Source organism: Streptomyces subrutilus, assembly GCF_001746425.1.
GTDB classification, from domain to species: domain Bacteria; phylum Actinomycetota; class Actinomycetes; order Streptomycetales; family Streptomycetaceae; genus Streptomyces; species Streptomyces subrutilus_A.
Genome location: NZ_MEHK01000001.1, coordinates 4,652,108 through 4,668,705, shown reverse-complemented (window position 1 = coordinate 4,668,705; position 16,598 = coordinate 4,652,108). Strand labels below are relative to the sequence as shown.

The following is a 16,598-nucleotide window of genomic DNA, read 5'->3' as shown; positions in this document are numbered from 1 at the left end:
CCACCACCCCCGGCCCCCCGGTTTTGCAGGCCCACAGCCCGGCCCTGGCCCGACCCGCCCGGCCCCGGCTCCGGCCCTGCCTCTCACGACGGCTCGGGCTCGGCCGTCGCCGCCGGTTCCGTGTGGGCGATGCCGCACCAGAGAATCGTTGCCGCCGGCCAGACCGGGCCGATCGCGTCGGCGCGTTCCGCCGCGCCCGGCAGGACGCCCGGGATCTTGACCAGGGACTGCGCGGCCCGCGTGGCCGGTCCCGGGTGTTCGCGGTCGCGGAACTCCACCGTGACGACGTAGGAGCCCCGGCCCGTCAGCTCCACCGTCGCCACCACCCGACGGCTGGCCGGATCGACGCGGCACGCGGTGACCCGCGCCCGCGGGTCCACCTCCACCGCCTCGTGGGGGGAGGGGCCGCCGCTGGCCCACACGTACAGCCCCAGCGGGGCGAACACCAGCAGTCCGGCCAATGTCACCAGACCCACCAGCCAGCCCTGCCACTTCAACGCGCCCGTGCTCACGCCCATGCCCAGATCCTCCCGGGCGGGCGCCCCTCCCACCAGCACCCACGGGCCCACACAGCATTTCGAAGTGGGACGTACGACGAGGCGGAACGACTGACGGCGGGCCTCCGTGAAGCAGAGGCCCGCCGTCAGCAGACGCACACGACCTGTCTGCAGGAGCGCGGACGCTCCTGACAGGTCACGTGCTGCGGTGGGAACCGCTTGGTCGGGGGCTCCCACAGCGGTGGGACGCCGCTTGGTCGGGGGCTCCCACGTTCTTCGGCGCCCTTCTTCAGGGCGCGGGCCGGCTCAGCCCAGGCGCTCCACGAGCGCGTGGTACTGGTCCCACAGCTCCTTGGGAGTGTGGTCGCCGTAGGTGTTGAGGTGCTCGGGGACCAGGGCGGCCTCCTCGCGCCAGACCTCCTTGTCGACGGTGAGGAGGAAGTCGAGGTCCTCGGCCGGGATGTCCAGGCCGTCGGTGTCGAGGGAGTCCTTGGTCGGCAGGATGCCGATGGGGGTCAGGGCGCCCTCGGCGGTGCCGTCGAGGCGGCCGACGATCCACTTCAGGACACGGCTGTTCTCGCCGAAGCCGGGCCACACGAACTTGCCCGCGTCGTTCTTGCGGAACCAGTTCACGTAGTAGATCTTCGGGAGCTTGGCCTGGTCCTTGTCGGCGCCGACCTTGACCCAGTGGCCCATGTAGTCGCCCATGTTGTAGCCGCAGAACGGCAGCATGGCGAAGGGGTCGCGGCGCAGCTCGCCGACCTTGCCCTCGGCGGCGGCGGTCTTCTCGGAGGCGATGTTCGAGCCGATGAAGACGCCGTGGTTCCAGTCGAAGGACTCGGTGACCAGCGGCACGGCGGAGGCGCGGCGGCCGCCGAAGAGGATCGCGGAGATCGGGACGCCCTTGGGGTCCTCCCACTCGGGGGCGATCGTCGGGCACTGGGCGGCGGGGACGGCGAAGCGGGCGTTCGGGTGGGCCGCCGGGGTCTCGGACTCCGGCGTCCAGTCGTTGCCCTTCCAGTCGATCAGGCGGGCGGGGGCTTCCTCGGTCATGCCCTCCCACCACACGTCGCCGCCGTCCGGGGTCAGCGCGACGTTGGTGAAGACGGTGTTCGCGTACATCGTCTTCATGGCGTTGGCGTTGGTGTGCTCGCCGGTGCCCGGGGCGACGCCGAAGAAACCGGCCTCGGGGTTGATCGCGTACAGGCGGCCGTCCTCGCCGAAGCGCATCCAGGCGATGTCGTCGCCGACGGTCTCGACGGTCCAGCCGGGGATCGTGGGCTCCAGCATGGCCAGGTTGGTCTTGCCGCAGGCGCTCGGGAACGCGGCGGCGAGGTACTTCGCCTCACCCTGCGGCGGGGTGAGCTTGAGGATCAGCATGTGCTCGGCGAGCCAGCCCTCGTCGCGGGCCATGACGGACGCGATGCGCAGGGCGTAGCACTTCTTGCCGAGCAGGGCGTTGCCGCCGTAGCCGGATCCGTAGGACCAGATCTCGCGGCTCTCGGGGAAGTGCGAGATGTACTTGGTGGTGTTGCACGGCCACGGCACGTCCGCCTGGCCCTCTTCCAGGGGGGCGCCGAGGGTGTGGACGGCCTTGACGAAGAAGCCGTCGGAGCCGAGCTCGTCGAGGACGGGCTTGCCCATGCGGGTCATGGTGCGCATCGCGACGGCGACGTAGGCGGAGTCGGTGATCTCGACGCCGATCGCGGAGAGCTCGGAGCCGAGGGGCCCCATGCAGAAGGGGACGACGTACATCGTCCGGCCCTTCATGGAGCCGCGGAAGATGCCCTGGTCGCCGGCGGAGCCGCTTCCGTCCCCGGTGAAGATGGCCTTCATCTCGGAGGGAGCCTTCCAGTGGTTGGTCGGCCCGGCGTCCTCCTCCTTCTCGGAGCAGATGAAGGTCCGGTCCTCGACGCGCGCGACGTCGGAGGGGTCGGAGGCGGCGTAGTACGAGTTCGGGCGCTTCGTCTCGTCGAGCTTCTTGAACGTTCCCTTGGCGACGAGCTCCTCGCACAGGCGCTCGTACTCGTCCTCGGAGCCGTCGCACCAGACGACGCGGTCCGGCTGGGTGAGGGCTGCGATCTCGTCCACCCAGGAGATCAGTTCCTGGTGGGTCGTCGGGATGGTGGGAGCCGCGTTGTCGCGCGCCACGATTGCTCCTTGTTGAGGGGTTTGTTTGGTATAGGCCCCGTGGGGGCTGCGACCCGGACGCTTCGCGCTCCGCTCATCCGGTGTCGACCGCACTCATCTGATCATCCGGTGCATGTGCGCATATGTCCAGGGGGCCTCTCACGTGAGCATCGCCACGTCCGTCAATCTTCCGTAAAGAGGACCAACGGAGAGCTACGGACCCGTAGGTAGCATGGCGCACATGACTTCTGACGCTGCCGCCGTCCCGGCCGCCGAAGCCTCCCCGGTCGTCCAGGCCCTGGAGGCGGCCGAGACCGCCCTGGAGGAGAAGCCGCTGATGCGCGGCTGGCTGCACCTCGGGATGTTCCCCGCCGTGGTGGTCGCGGGCCTGGTGCTGATGGCCTTCACCGACTCCACCCGCGCCCGCGTGGCCTGCGGGGTCTACGTCCTCACGGCCTGCCTGCTCTTCGGCGTCAGCGCGGTCTACCACCGCGGCACCTGGGGCCCCCGGGGCGAGGCCATCCTGCGTCGGCTCGACCACGCCAACATCTTCCTGATCATCGCGGGGACCTACACCCCGCTGACCGTCCTGCTGCTGCCGCCCTCCACCGGGCGCACCCTGCTGTGGGCGGTGTGGCTCGCGGCCGCGGCCGGCATCGCCTTCCGGGTCTTCTGGGTCGGCGCCCCGCGCTGGCTGTACACCCCCTGCTACATCGCCATGGGCTGGGCGGCCGTCTTCTTCCTCCCCGACTTCATGCGTACCGGCGGGATCGCCGTGCTGGTCCTGGTGGTCGTCGGCGGCCTGCTCTACAGCGTGGGAGGGGTCATCTACGGCATGAAGCGGCCCAACCCCTCCCCCCGCTTCTTCGGCTTCCACGAGGTCTTCCACTCCCTGACCGTCGCGGCCTTCGTCGCCCACTACGTCGGCATCTCGCTCGCCGCGTACCGGCACTGACCGCACGCCCCGACCGCGCCCGGCGCCGGGACCCCGCCACGCCGGAGCGCGGCGGGGTCCCGGCGTTCCGGGCCCTCAGCAGGTGTAGCCGTCGCGGTCCTGGTCCAGGCGCAGCGGGTCGCTGCCGTGGACCTTCATGCGCTGGGGGTACCGGTGGGCGGCCAGCCAGTCGCAGCGGGCCTTCGGCGTCTCCTTCACCTCCGCCGGGAAGCGGGTCGGGACGCACACGCTGGCCGTCCCGTAGTGCCGGTCGCAGCCGGCCACGGCCGGGGCCACGGGTACGGAGTCCCGCTTGGCCGGGTTGGGTTTCGGGGTCCCCGGTTCGTTCGCGAAGGTGTGCTCGTGCGCGGACGGCGGCTGCGCCGTCGCCGCCAGGGCCGACGGCCCGCCCAGGTGCACCCAGGTCGCGATCGACGGGACGCCGTTCGCGTCGACCGCGAAGAGCATGTACCAGCCGGGCGGCGCCAGGTTCGGGTTGCTGGTCACGTTCAGGTCGATGTTGTTGCCGTCCACCGTCATCGGCAGGTCCACGAACCGCTGGTTGGGGTCCGAGGAGTGCGTCACCGCCGCCGGACGGATCAGCTCCGCCTTAGCGACGGGCCGGTTGACGGTGATCCGCTGCGTGTCCCCGTACACCCACTGCGTGTCGATCACCGAGGTGATCTGCGGGCGCGGGCCCTTGAACAGGTACGGCGGGGTGTAGATCGAGACGGTGTGGGCGTAGGTGCCGTTGCCCGGGTTGTCGCCCACCGACATGACCCGGCCGTCGGGCATCAGGAACGACGCCGAGTGGTAGGTCCGCGGGATCGGGTCGGTGGCCAGGCCCGCCTGGTAGGTGTTGGTCGCCGGGTCGAAGAACGAGGCCTCGAAGACCGGGTCGGCCCGGTCGTGCAGCCCGCCGCCGGTCTCCAGCACCTTGCCGTCCGGCAGCAGCACGGCGGAGGCGTACATCTTGCCCTCGGCGCCCGTCTGCGGCCGCTTGCCGCTCCCGGTGTCCACCAGGCCCAGCGGAATGTCCGGGCCGGCCGTGTAGGCGGGGCTCGGCTGCTTCAGGTCGATGATGTCGGTGATCCGGTTCGCCGCCGGGTTGGTCTCGTTGTTGCCGCCGCCGATGGTCAGGACCCGCTGGTCCTGCGCCGGGGGCAGCAGCACGCTCGCCGACTCGTCGCGCTGGTCCTTGTTCCGCAGGCCCGGCACGTCGGTGATCGTGTTGGCGTCGTAGTCGTAGATCGACGCGCCCGTGCCCGGGGTGCCGTTGCCGAAGGTGTGGCTGCCCGAGTAGAACAGCCGCCCGTCCTGCATGAGGATCATCGACGGGTACAGGCCCCAGTACGACCAGGTCTGGTTGACCTCGTTCACCGGCAGCCACTTGTTCTGTGCCGCCGAGAACCTCTCCGCGGTCACGTTGCCCGTCGAGTCCTCCTTCAGGCCGCCGAAGGAGATCACGTCACCGTTGCCGAGGATCGTCGCCGACGGGTACCAGTGCCCGCCGTTCATGTCGTTCGTCTTCGTGTACGTCTCGGTCGCCGGGTCGAAGGTGTACGAGTCCTTCAGCCCCTGGTAGCCGATGGTGCCGTCGGCGGAGGGGTACCCCTTGTTCCCGCTCATCACCAGCACCCGGCCGTCGGACAGCTGCACATGGCCCGAGCAGAACATGTCGACCGGCGTCGGGATCGTCCTGAACGAGCCGTTCGCCGGGTCGTAGACGGCCGAGGTGAAGGTGCCCGCGTCGAACTGGGCGATGTCGTTGCCCGAACCCGCGATCAGCAGCACCTTGCCGTTGCGCAGGACCACCGCGTGCATCGAGCGCACCGGGTTCTTGGCCGGGATCACCTCCCACCTGCCCTTGGCGCACTCCTGCGCCGTACCCGAACAGGTTGGCTGCGGCGGCGCCGCGACCACCTCCTCCAGCGCGTAGTCGTCGGTGGTGAGCGTGCCCACCCCGTACACCGACAGCCCCCACGCGATCTTGTCGGTGCCCGGGGGGACGACGGGCGTGCGGACCTCCGTGCGCGCCCACCCGGCACTGACCGGCGGATTCTGCAGGTCGGTCCAGTACTGCCAGTTCCCCGTCGCGGCCTCCCGCCGGAACACCGTCACCGAGACGTCCGGGGTGGTCGACTTGTACCAGGCGGACAGGTCGTACTGCTTGCCCGGCGCCACGGTCGGCGCGCAGGCGGTGGTCTCGGTGACCAGGGCCTTGCGGTCGCCGTCCACCCGGCGCGTCAGCGAGACCCGCATCGCCTTGGTGCCGCTGTGCGCGTCGGGAACGGTCGCGAAGGTGAAGTCGTTGTCGCCCCAGCCCGATGTGGACCAGCAGGACGGCATGTCGGCGCCGGGCGCGCCGGCGGTCTCGAAACCGGGGTTGGAGAGCAGATTGGGCGGTCCGGCCGTGGCCTGCTGGGGTGCGGTGAGCAGCAGGCCCGCGGTCAGCGCCCCGACGGCCAGCAGGGCGGCCCGCCGCCCGCCCCGCCGCCGGATCTTCAGACGCATGGAAAGGTTCCCTTCTGTGCGGCTCGGCTCCTGGTGGGGCGGCCTGCCCCGCGCGAGGTGCGCGGCAGGTAGACGAGCGCCTCGGTGGCCGCGAACCGCAGGACGAAGGTGGTGGCCAGCGCGAGCGCGGTGGCGGGCAGCACCTCCATGCCGAACGTGGCGACGAACAGCGCGATGAGCGGGATCCGCAGCAGCAGATCGGCGTTGGCGAGCAGCGCGAAGCGGCCGATCCGGTCCGCCCGGCGGCGGTGGCGGCGGCGGTCGCGGAAGAGCAGGGTCTCGATGAGGAGGAAGTTCCACAGGACCCCGGCCTGGTTGGCGAGGATCTCGGCCGGGAGGTAGTGCATCCCGCCCCGCGTGAGCAGCCACAGCGCGGCCAGGTTCGGGACGAAGCCGGAGAGGCCGATCAGCCCGAAGCCGACCAGCCGGGCCAGCGGGGTGGCGGAGCGCAGCGCGGCCAGGTGCGCCAGGAAGCGCAGGCCCTCTCGGGCGGTGGACTTCGACTCGCCGGAGTAGCGGTCCTGGAAGACGAACGGCACCTCGGCGACCTTCGCGGGCCGGCCGGGGGCACCTCCCCGCGGTAGCCGGGGGCGCACCGCCAGCTCCAGCAGGATCTTGTAGCCCAGCGGTTTGAGGGCCTCGGCGGTGACCGCAGAACGGCGCATCGCGAAGAAGCCGCTCATCGGGTCGCTGATGCCGCGCAGGGCGCGCGGGAAGAGCCCCTTGGTGAGCCAGGTCGCGCCGCGGGACACGGCGATGCGGTAGCCGCCGGCGAGTCCGGCCCGGCTGCCGCCGCTGATGTAGCGGGAGGCGACGACGAGGTCGGCGCCGGTGCGCTCGCCCTCGCCGACGAGTTCGGGCACCAGGTGGGGCGGGTGCTGGAGATCGGCGTCCATGACGACGATCCAGTCGGTGTCGGCCCGCTTGAGGCCTTCGACGACGGCCCCGCCGAGGCCGCCCTCGGCGGTCTCCCGGTGCAGGACCGCCACCGGGAACGGGTGGTCGGCGGCAGCCTTCTCGATGACGGCCGGGGTGTCGTCCGTGGAGTCGTCCACGAACAGCACCGTGCAGGGCAGGTACCCGGGGGCGGGCAGTGCGTCACCGAGCCGGCGCAGCAACTCGGCGATGTTCCCCGCCTCGTTGAAGGTCGGGATGATCAGGGTGACGCTGCCGGTCGCCGCCGGCGGAAGGCTGAGGTCCGGGTCGATGGCGGCAGGCAGGGGCCACAGGTCCTCGCTCATGGCGGCTCAGCTCCCACTCTGGCGGTCGGCGGGAGCGGTGGGGTCGGTGCGGTCGGCGGGAGCGGTGGCGTCGGTGCGGTCGGCGGGAGCGGTGCGGTCGGTGCGGCGGATCTCGATGCGGTCCTCGCCCGCGCCGAAGACGGCGACCACCGTCGAATGCTCCAGCGCGGCCCTCACGTTCGGCAGGTCCGCCGCGTCGCGGCGCACCGTGGGCGAGGAGACGACGTAGTCGATGTCCCGCCAGCCGCCCGGCAGGGTCTTGGTGACGGCCGGGTCGAGGTCGGCCTTGTAGAACCAGATGGCGCCGAGCCCCGGCTCGAACCCGTGGTGCACCGCGTCCAGCCACAGCGCGTCGTCCAGCAGCACCCGGGTGCGCGCCGGGTCGTCGACCTCGCTGCCCAGCCAGGCCGCGGCCTGCCGGTACGGGCCGTTCGCGTCGACGGTGAGCGCCGTCCGGTTGCCCTCGTACCAGCGCGGCAGCACGTACACCGCGGCCGCCGCGGCCAGGACGCCGGCCACCGCCCAGCGCGCGTACACCAGGCCCCGCCGCTCGCCCGGCGAGCGGCGGCGGCGCAGCACGGCGTGCGCGACGCCGGCCGCGCCCCCGGCCAGTACGAGGGCGAGGAAGGGCAGCGCCTGGATCACGTACATCGCCGGGAGGTAGCCCGAGGGCCGCATCGCGACGAGGGCCAGGATGACGGCGGCCAGCGCGGGGCCGGCCAGCGCCCGGGCGGTGACCGACGTGGGGGTCCCCCCTGCCCGAGCGAAGCCGAGAGCTCGGGGCAGGAGGGTCGCGAGCAGCAGGACGGCGCCGGCCAGCCCGCCGAGGGGCAGGACGGTGTCGTAGTACAGCCAGGACCGCAGGACGCCGTTCGAGCCGGAACCGGGGTCCAGGATGAAGCCGGACCCCTCGCGGCCCATCTGGTAGGTGATCCCGTCGATGAGGGAGACGTGCCCGGAGCCGGGCAGCAGCTCGCCGTTGAGCAGTGCGAACAGCGGGTAGGCCAGGCCGATGAGCGCGCAGGCGGTGATGGCTCCGGTGACGGCGAACTTGCGGGTGTCGCGGTGGCTGTGACGCCACATCGTCACCAGCAGCGCCGGGAGCACCACCAGCATCGTCTCCTTGGTCAGGACGGCGGTGGCGGCCGCGAGCCCGGACCCGAAGTGGTGCCACAGGTGGCGGCTGGGGGACGCGGCCAGGCAGAAGGCCAGCAGGATCCACGTCACCGCGAGGTTGTCGAGGAAGATCTCCCGCTGGAGCACGACCGAGAGCGGGGAGAGCCCGAACAGGGCCATCGCCAGCCCGGCCGCCCAGCGCGGCAGCCACAGCCGGCGCGCGAGGACGTACATCAGCACCGCGCTTGCGGCGGAGACGGCCGGCATCGCGAAGCGCATCCAGGCGACGGTCATCGACTCGGGCACGAAGAGCGAGGGCAGCCAGGTCAGCCCCGCGATCTGGATCCAGCCCAGCGGCGGGTGGTCGTACCAGTACGTGTAGTGGGCGAGGCCGTCGCCCTGCTGGACCGCCCACGCCTGGGCGAGGTAGGTGCCCTCGTCGTCGCTGAGGGTCGGGAAGTGGGTGATGTTCCAGCCCTGCACGAGGACGATCACCAGCAGCAGGGCCCCGCACAGCAGCAGGTCCGGGCGGGAGGAGCGGAAGCGCACGAGCGGTCGGACGGGCGGGGCGGGCGCGGCGGGTGCGGCCGGCGGGTGGACTCCGGGGGCGCCGCGCTGGGCGGGGAGGCGCGGAGCCGGGGCGGTGGCGGTCGCGGTCGTGTGCGTGCTCGTGTGTGCCGTGGCGGTCGTGTGCGCGGCGGCGGTGTGCGCGGCGGCGCCCGGCTGGGGATCAGTGGCCGTGGGCAGGGTGGCGGTCACTGGTGGCTGTCCTCTCGGATCGCGGTGGCGGCCGGCGCACCGGTGAGGTGGGCGCCGGTGTGGCTGGTCAGTTCCCACTCGTTGCGTCCGCGCTGCTCGCGCCAGACCGCCCGGATCGCCGCGCCGGCCAGCATCACCTGGTAGAACGGGCCGCCGACGACGAGCTTGACGTAGTGCACGAAGCGGACGCGCAGTCCGTACTGCCGGCCGAAGTCGTGCAGGCCGACGATCTCGAAGACGAACGTCACCATGGCCGTGAGCATGGGGAGGAAGCTGATGATCGCGATGCCGACCGGCACGTCGAGGAAGACCGCGACGGCGAAGTTGAGCGGGATGATCACCCCGGACGCGGCTTGCATGAACGGGGTCATCAGCGTGTAGCGGGCGAGCCAGCGCCGGCCGCGGCCGGGCAGCTGCCGCCAGTCCTTCTTCCGGTACACCTGGAGGAAGCCCTGGTTCCAGCGGGTGCGCTGCTTGAGCAGGCTCACCAGGGAGCCGGGCGTCTCCTCCCGGGTGACCATGTCGGAGTCGTAGGCGACGACCACCTTCTTGCCGGCCGAGGACAGCCGCACCCCCAGGTCGCAGTCCTCGGCGAGGCAGTCCTGGTCCCAGCCGCCGGCCTCGCGCAGCACCTCGGTCCGCACGAAGACCGTGTTGCCTCCGAGCGGGATGAAGCCCTTCTCGGCGTGCAGGTGCAGGCGGGAGCGGAACCAGAAGAAGTACTCCAGGCAGTTGCGCAGGCTGTACCAGCTGGAGTGGAAGTTGATGAGCTGGACCCCTCCCTGGACCACGTCCGCGCCGGTGGAGCGGAAGGCGTGGTCGACGTGGGCGAGCAGCTCGGGGTGGACCTGGTCCTCGGCGTCGAAGACCCCGACGATGTCGCCCCGGCAGGACGGGAGGGCGGTGTTGAGGGCCTTGGGCTTGTTCTTCGTCTCGTGGCGGTCGACGACGACCCGGACCCGCGCCGGTTCCTTCGCGGCGGCGCGCTCGGCGACGGCGGCGGTCTCCGGGTCGTCGTGGCCGACGATCACGATGATCTCGTAGTCGGTGTGGCTCGACTCGAGGAGCCGGTCGATGGTGTGCTCCAGCACCGCCTGCTCGTGGCGGGCGGGCAGCAGCAGGGAGAAGGCCAGCGCGCCGCCGCAGTCGGGGCGGTCGAAGCGGGTGGAGGCGAGTACCTCCGGCGTCCGCCAGGCGTGCATCTGCCACCAGAGCGTGAAGGCGGCCATCCCGAAAAGTGCCAGCGAAATCACAGAGATGAACACAGACGTGTACAAATTGTCCCCCCGGACATGCCGCAACCCCCGGCGGCGATCGCCAACCCCCCCGGAGGCTCACGGCGGGCCCCCCGGCCCGCCCGCCTCCGCTTCCCCCTTGCGCGCACCCCCCAGTGCGGCGGATCTCAGACGGCGGTTCTCGAACGCCACGAGATTAGGCAGGGAACATGACACTCAGGGGCAGCACAGATAAAAAGCCTGTTTCTTCATCGACATATCGGTAACCGGAATTGACGGCACTCCGGGAACTTCAGGGACGAACCCCACCCAACTGCTCCGCCAACTCGACCGGATCCGTCGTAGGCCGCGCGCAGACGAAATGTCGACACACATACGCCGTCGGACGGTCGTGCACGAGTGTGCGCTCGGCCAGCAGGGGGAACTCCCCGCCGCTGCCGTCCGCCGCGAGCGGCAGGCCCGTCGCCACGACCGCCCCAGGAGCCGTCCCCAGCAACGCGGCCCGGTGCAGCGCCGCCCGCGCCGGATCGTCCGGGTGCCCGACGACGGCCACCTCGCGCGGCCCGTCCAGCAACGCCTCGGCCACCGCCAGACCGTGCCCGATGAAGCGCGGAACGCGCGGCCCGAGTGCGTGTACCACCCCGAGCGCCCGCTCGGCCGCCGTGCGGTGGGCCTCCGAACCGGTGTGCGCGGCGTACGAGAGCAGCGCGCCGGCCGCCGCGGTCCATCCCGACGGGGCGGCCGTGTCGGTCGGGTCCTGCGGACGGCGGATCAGCTTCTCCGCGTCGTGCGCGGTGTCGTACAGCGAACCGTCCTCGGCGGTGAATCCGTCCAGCACCAGGTCGACGAGGAACCCGGCGAACTCCAGCCAGACCCCCTCCCCCGTCACCGACGCCAGCGCGAGGAACCCCTCGGCCACGTCGCCGTAGTCCTCCAGCACCCCCGCGTTGGCGCCCACCTGGCCGTCCTTGCTGGTCCGCGCCAGCCGGGCCCGGCCGTCCATGTGCACGCGCACCAGCAGATCGGCGGCCTCGGTGGCCCGCTCCACCAGGTCGGGCCGCTCGAAGAAGGCCCCGCACTCGGCGAGCGCGGCGATGGCGAGCCCGTTCCACGCGGCGACGACCTTGTCGTCCCGCCCGGGCGCGGGCCGCGTCTGCCGCGCCGCGAACAGCCGGGCCCGGATCGACGCGATCCGCTCGGCGTCGGCCGCCGGACCGTCCTGGGGCAGCTGGAGCACGGACCTGCCGTGCTCGAAGGTGCCCTCCTCGGTCACCCCGAAGTACCCGACGGCCAGGTTCCCGTCGTCCTCGCCGAGCACCTGCCGCAGCTCGGCGGGGGTCCAGGCGTAGTACGCCCCTTCCACGTGCCGGCCGCTGGCCGGGTCCTCGCTGTCGGCGTCGAGGGCGGAGGCGAAGCCGCCCTGGTCGGTGCGCAGCTCCCGGACGATGAAGTCGGCGGTCTCCAGGGCGACCCGGCGCGCGAGGTCGGAGCCGGTGGCCCGCCACAGGTGGGCGTACACCCGGCACAGCAGCGCGTTGTCGTACAGCATCTTCTCGAAGTGCGGCACGACCCACTCGCGGTCCACGGAGTACCGGGCGAAGCCGCCGCCGAGCTGGTCGTAGATCCCGCCCCGGGCCATGGCCTCACAGGTGTCGGAGGCCATCTGCAGCGCGCCCTCGGCCCCGGTCCGGGCGTGGTGGCGCAGCAGGAACTCCAGCACCATGGACGGCGGGAACTTCGGGGCGCCGCCGAACCCGCCGCGCGCGGCGTCGTACTCCCGCGTCAGCCCGAGCAGCGCCTGCGCGAGCTCCTCGGGCCCGGGCGTGCCGGCCTGCCCGTAGTCCAGCTCCCGCCCGGCCAGGTCCCGTACGATCCGCTGCGCCACGTCGGCCACTTCCTCGGGCCGCCCCACCCAAGCGGTCCGCACCCCTTCGAGGATCTGCATGAAGGAGGGCATCCCGTGCCGGGGCTCGGGCGGGAAGTAGGTCCCGAAGTAGAACGGCTCGGCGTCGGGCGTCATGAACACGGTCATCGGCCAGCCACCCTGCCCGGTGGCGGCCTGCACGGCCTCCATGTAGACGGCGTCGACGTCGGGACGCTCCTCGCGGTCGACCTTGATGTTGACGAAGTGCTCGTTCATGTAGGCGGCGGCCAGCTCGTCCTCGAAGGACTCGTGCGCCATGACATGGCACCAGTGGCAGCTGGAATAGCCGACGCTGAGCATGACGGGCACTCCCCGCTCCCGCGCCTCGGCAAAGGCCTCGGGCGACCACGGCCACCAGTCGACGGGGTTGTCCGCGTGCTGGAGCAGGTACGGCGAGGTCTCGTTCTCGAGGCGGTTCGGCATGGGGACATCCTGCCGCAAGAGATCAGGTCAGCGCCGAAGGAGCGGGGCCGGGTCGCGGTTCCAGGTGTCGCGGGCGCGCGCCCGGAAGGCGGCGCGGTCGGCGCGGGACGAACGGGGCGGCGGGTTCGGCCGCGGCGGATCCGGGGCGGCGCCGGGAGGCTCGCAGTGTCTGCGTGGACCTCCAACTCCCTCTGAACTAGCTCAGATTCCCTCGCGCTCCCGCGCGTCCCGGCGGACACTTGGGGCACGTTGCCTTAGCTCTCCGAGGGGATGCCGATGCGGGACAGCCATCGCAGTGAGGCCGAGCGGCTCTTGGAGCGGGCGGTCAGGGAGGAGGCGCGGCGCGCGGCGGCGGGTGTGCCGGTGGATCAGGCGGCGCTGCTGGCCCGGGCCCGGGAGGCGCTGGACTCGCTCGCCGTGCGTGCGGGTCCGGAGTACGAGGCGTACGTGCGGGCCCTGGACGAGGCGGCGGCCGGTGACCAGTCGCTCGGTGAGGCCTTCCGGCAGGGCAGCACCTCGACGGCCCTACTGGTCGCGGCGGTTGCGGCGGTCTCGGCCGTCGGGGCGGATCTGGCGCTGGGGGTCGCGGCCGGTGCGGCCCTGACCGTGGGGGCGGTGACGGGCGTCGCCGGGGCCGTCGCGACCGTGGCCAAGGTGACGGCCCTGCACCTGCCGGCGGCGAACCGGCGGGCCGGTGAACGGGGCCGGCCGGGCGGGCCCGAGCAGCTGAGGCTGCAGTGGCTGTCGGCACTGGAGGTGCGCGGCATACGGCCCTTCCTGGAGCAGCAGCGCGCGGTGGGCGCGACCGCGCGGACGCCTCGTACGCCGCCCCGCAGCGGTCCCCCGCTGCGCGGGACGGACCGCAGCGCGGAAGCCCGGCGGCGCAGCGCCCTGGAGCAGTCCTTCGGGCAGCTCCCGCTGCCCGCGGGCCCGTTCGCGGGGCGGAAGGCGGAGCTGACGCGGATCGCCCAGTGGGTACAGGCGGCCCGTGCCAGCACGGAGACCCGACCGGTCGTGGTGGTGCTGCACGGGGAGCCGGGTGTGGGCCGGACGGCCTTGGCCCTGCGTGCGGCGCACGGGCTGCGGGACCAGTTCCGGGGCGCGTGCCTGGTGGACCTGCGGGGCGGCTCGCCGGGCGGGGAGGCGCCGCTGTCGACGCGGGAGGCGCTGCTGCACCTGCTGAACCGGCTGGGCGCCCCGCGCGAGCAGCTGCTCTTCCGGGAGGGGGCCTCGGCGGAGCAGCAGGTGCGCCGGCTAAGCGAGCTCTACCACCAGCACCTCCAGGGCCTGCCGGTGACGGTGGTGCTCGACGACGCCGTGGACGCGGCGCAGGTGCGGACGCTGGTGCCGGAGCGGTCGGAGAGCCTGGTGATCGTGACGGCACGGGAGCCGCTGGAGCTGCCCGCCGACCTGGCGGCCTGGGTGTACCAGCTGCCGGTGGAACCGCTGGCCGACGCGGACGCGGCGGAGCTGGTACGGGCGGCCGCCCCGCCCCGGGAGACGGCCGCGGACACGCACACGGATGCGGATGCGGCCTCGGCCGCGGTGGTGGAGCGCGGCGGCGGGCTGCCGCTGGCGCTGCGGATGCTGACCCCGCTGGCCCGCGAGGGCCTGGTGCCCGGTGCGCGGCCGGGCCATCCGGTGGAGCTGGCGCTGCGGGCCGCCGATGCCCGCCTCGACGGGTCGGTCCGGCTGCTGCTGCGGCGGCTGCCGCTGGCCGGGCGGGCCTCCCTCGGCGGCGCCGCCGCGGCCGCGCTGGCCGACGTACCCGAGCAGGCGGCGCTGCGCGCGCTGGAGGAGCTCTACGAGGCGGGGCTGATCGAGCGGGTGCGGGGCCAGCGCTTCCGGATGCACGACGCGGTGCGGGCGTACGCGGCGCAGCGGCTGGCGGAGGAGGACCGGGCGGAGGCGGCGGCCGCGCACGAGCGGCTGATCCGGGTGTACGCGCAGCTGGCGGACTCGGTGATCCGGATGGTCGACGGGAAGACGTCGACGCGCGCCCACCAGTTCGGCGTGCACGGCTTCACCTCGCTGGACGCGGCACTGCGCTGGCTGGACGACGAGTCCAGCTTCATCACGGCCGCGCTGCGGCACTCGGAGGGGGTGGACCAGCAGGCGGTGCTGGACCTGCTCGGCGCGCTGTGCGACTTCTGTCTGCTGCGCGGGGACCTGTACCGGCTCGGGGAGATCAACGAGCTCACCCAGGCGGTGGAGGCCGGCCGGCAGGGGCGGCTGGTGCGGTCGGTGCAGTGGCGCACGGGTATCGCGGCGCGGCAGCTGGGCGAGCTGGACAAGGCCCGCACGACGCTGACATCGGTGGTGGACCAGTACATGGAGGCCCGGCAGGAGGCGGGGGCGGGCATGGCCCTGATCTCGCTGGGCATCACCCTGCACCACCAGGGCAACCTCCCGGAGGCCGCGGCCCGCATCCGCGAGGCGCTGGTGCTCCAGGAGCCGCCGGAGCTGGCGGGCGACCGCGCGTGGGGGCTGCACGCGCTGGCGGCCGTGGAGCGCGACCGGGCGAACCTGGCGGAGGCCATGGCGCTGCTGGGGCGGTCCCTGGAGCTGCACCGGGAGAACGAGAGCGTGCACGGCGAGGCGTGGGCGCACTTCCAGCGGGGCCAGGTCTTCCTGCGGCTGGGCGACGTGCAGCGGGCGGAGGCGGAGCTGCGGCTCGCGCTCGACCTGTACGGGCGTACGCGCGATGACCGGGGTCAGGCGTGGGCGCTGACCCAGCTGGGCCGCGCGCGGGTGGTGGACGGGGATCCGGGGCCGGCGCTGGAGCGGCTGCGCGATGCGCTGGCGCGGCACCGGGAGGCGGAGGACGCCCGCGGGGAGGCGTGGACGCTGTACTACCTCGGGCAGGCGCTGGAGGAGGGCGGCGAACGCGATCAGGCGGTGCGGGAGCTGGAGCGGGCCCGGACGATGTTCTCGCGGATGCGGGACGTGTACGGGTTGGCGCACGCGCGGCACCACTCGGGTCGGGTGACGCGCGACCAGCGTGCGGCGCAGACGGGCAACCTGAAGAACTCCGGCTTCGCGCGGCAGCTGCTGGTGGACGCGCGGGCGGACTTCCGGCGGATCGGGCTTGCGCACGGCGAGGCGTGGACCTGTCTGGAGCTGGCGGTGGTGGACGCGGGCAACGCCAAGGTGTCGCAGGCGCTGGGGCTGTGCGAGGAGGCGGTGCGGCTGTTCATCTCGTACGGGGACCGGCGCGGGGAGGACTGGGCGCGGTTCCTGCGGTGCACGATGCTGCCGTACACCGACCCGGCGGCGCCGGGCGCGCAGGAGGAAGCGCGGACCGAGCTGGACCGGCTGGCGGGGGCGCCGCATCCGGCGCGGGACGGGCGGCTGGAGGACTGCCTGGAGACGTACGCGGTGATCCTGGGCCGGGGGGTGGCCGCGGCGGAGGGCTGGCAGGCGTGGCGGCTGGGGCTGGTCCCCGACCTCCACTCCCGGGAGATCATGGGCGTCCCCCTACCGTGACGCCTGCGGCGGGCCGGGCCGCCCTGCGGCCTCGGGCCGGCCGGGCTCCCGCGCCGGGTGCGCGGCGCCCCTGGGCCGCCGGGGCTCGGGGGCGCCGCGCACCCGAGCCCCGGCGCCTCAAACGCCGGCGGGGCTGGATGGCCCCGCGTCCGGGCGTCTTGCGAGACGGGCCGCCCCTCAGGCGGGTGCCGGCCGCTCAGGGGGCCAGCCGGACAAGCGCGAGCCGCCACGCAGGGGCGCGCCGCGCAGCGGGTTGCGGCCACGCAGAGGCTGCCCACGCAGGGGGTGCGGCAACGCAAGGCCGCGCCGCGCAAGGGCGCCGCCCAGGTCGGATGTCCG

General features: G+C 73.0%; 9 protein-coding genes. 2 read left to right on the top strand and 7 right to left on the bottom strand.

Annotation, left to right across the window (positions count from 1 at the left end; translation table 11 throughout):
- Nucleotides 1–83: 83 nt before the first annotated feature.
- Together BGK67_RS22080 and BGK67_RS22075 are read right to left on the bottom strand one after the other, a co-directional pair.
- Nucleotides 84–518: a hypothetical protein gene (locus BGK67_RS22080; protein ID WP_069921697.1), complete on the bottom strand. Its 435-nt coding sequence runs from the start codon at nucleotides 516–518 to the stop codon at nucleotides 84–86.
- Between the two features lie 285 nt (nucleotides 519–803).
- Entirely contained in the window at nucleotides 804–2,648 is a 1,845-nt protein-coding gene (locus BGK67_RS22075; RefSeq protein WP_069921696.1) for a phosphoenolpyruvate carboxykinase (GTP), read from the bottom strand.
- Nucleotides 2,649–2,868: 220 nt separating this feature from the next.
- Between BGK67_RS22075 and trhA the strand changes: the two genes are divergently transcribed.
- Nucleotides 2,869–3,582 carry a PAQR family membrane homeostasis protein TrhA gene (trhA, locus tag BGK67_RS22070; RefSeq protein ID WP_069924029.1) on the top strand — a complete coding sequence of 238 codons (714 nt, stop codon included), beginning with the start codon at nucleotides 2,869–2,871 and terminating at the stop codon, nucleotides 3,580–3,582.
- Between the two features lie 75 nt (nucleotides 3,583–3,657).
- On the opposite strand, the gene BGK67_RS22065 is transcribed toward trhA, so the two are convergent.
- From BGK67_RS22065 to BGK67_RS22045, 5 genes are all read right to left on the bottom strand, one after another.
- Nucleotides 3,658–6,075: a galactose oxidase family protein gene (locus BGK67_RS22065; RefSeq protein ID WP_208948730.1), complete on the bottom strand. Its 2,418-nt coding sequence runs from the start codon at nucleotides 6,073–6,075 to the stop codon at nucleotides 3,658–3,660.
- Nucleotides 6,066–7,316, bottom strand: a complete 1,251-nt coding sequence (locus tag BGK67_RS22060; protein WP_069921695.1) for a glycosyltransferase — start codon at nucleotides 7,314–7,316, stop codon at nucleotides 6,066–6,068. Before BGK67_RS22060 ends, BGK67_RS22065 begins: the two co-directional genes overlap by 10 nt.
- 6 nt (nucleotides 7,317–7,322) lie before the next feature.
- Nucleotides 7,323–9,191, bottom strand: coding sequence for an ArnT family glycosyltransferase (locus tag BGK67_RS22055; RefSeq protein WP_432215468.1), 1,869 nt, complete (start codon nucleotides 9,189–9,191; stop codon nucleotides 7,323–7,325).
- The gene (locus BGK67_RS22050) at nucleotides 9,188–10,468 is read right to left on the bottom strand and encodes a glycosyltransferase (protein WP_069921694.1); all 1,281 of its coding nucleotides are present in this window, start codon (nucleotides 10,466–10,468) and stop codon (nucleotides 9,188–9,190) included. The genes BGK67_RS22055 and BGK67_RS22050 overlap by 4 nt, the downstream gene beginning before the upstream one ends.
- 250 nt (nucleotides 10,469–10,718) lie before the next feature.
- On the bottom strand, nucleotides 10,719–12,773 hold the full coding sequence (locus BGK67_RS22045) for a thioredoxin domain-containing protein (protein ID WP_069921693.1): 2,055 nt from the start codon (nucleotides 12,771–12,773) through the stop codon (nucleotides 10,719–10,721).
- 276 nt (nucleotides 12,774–13,049) lie between these two features.
- Between BGK67_RS22045 and BGK67_RS22040 the strand changes: the two genes are divergently transcribed.
- Entirely contained in the window at nucleotides 13,050–16,259 is a 3,210-nt protein-coding gene (locus tag BGK67_RS22040) for a tetratricopeptide repeat protein (RefSeq protein WP_208948729.1), read from the top strand.
- Nucleotides 16,260–16,598 lie beyond the last annotated feature (339 nt).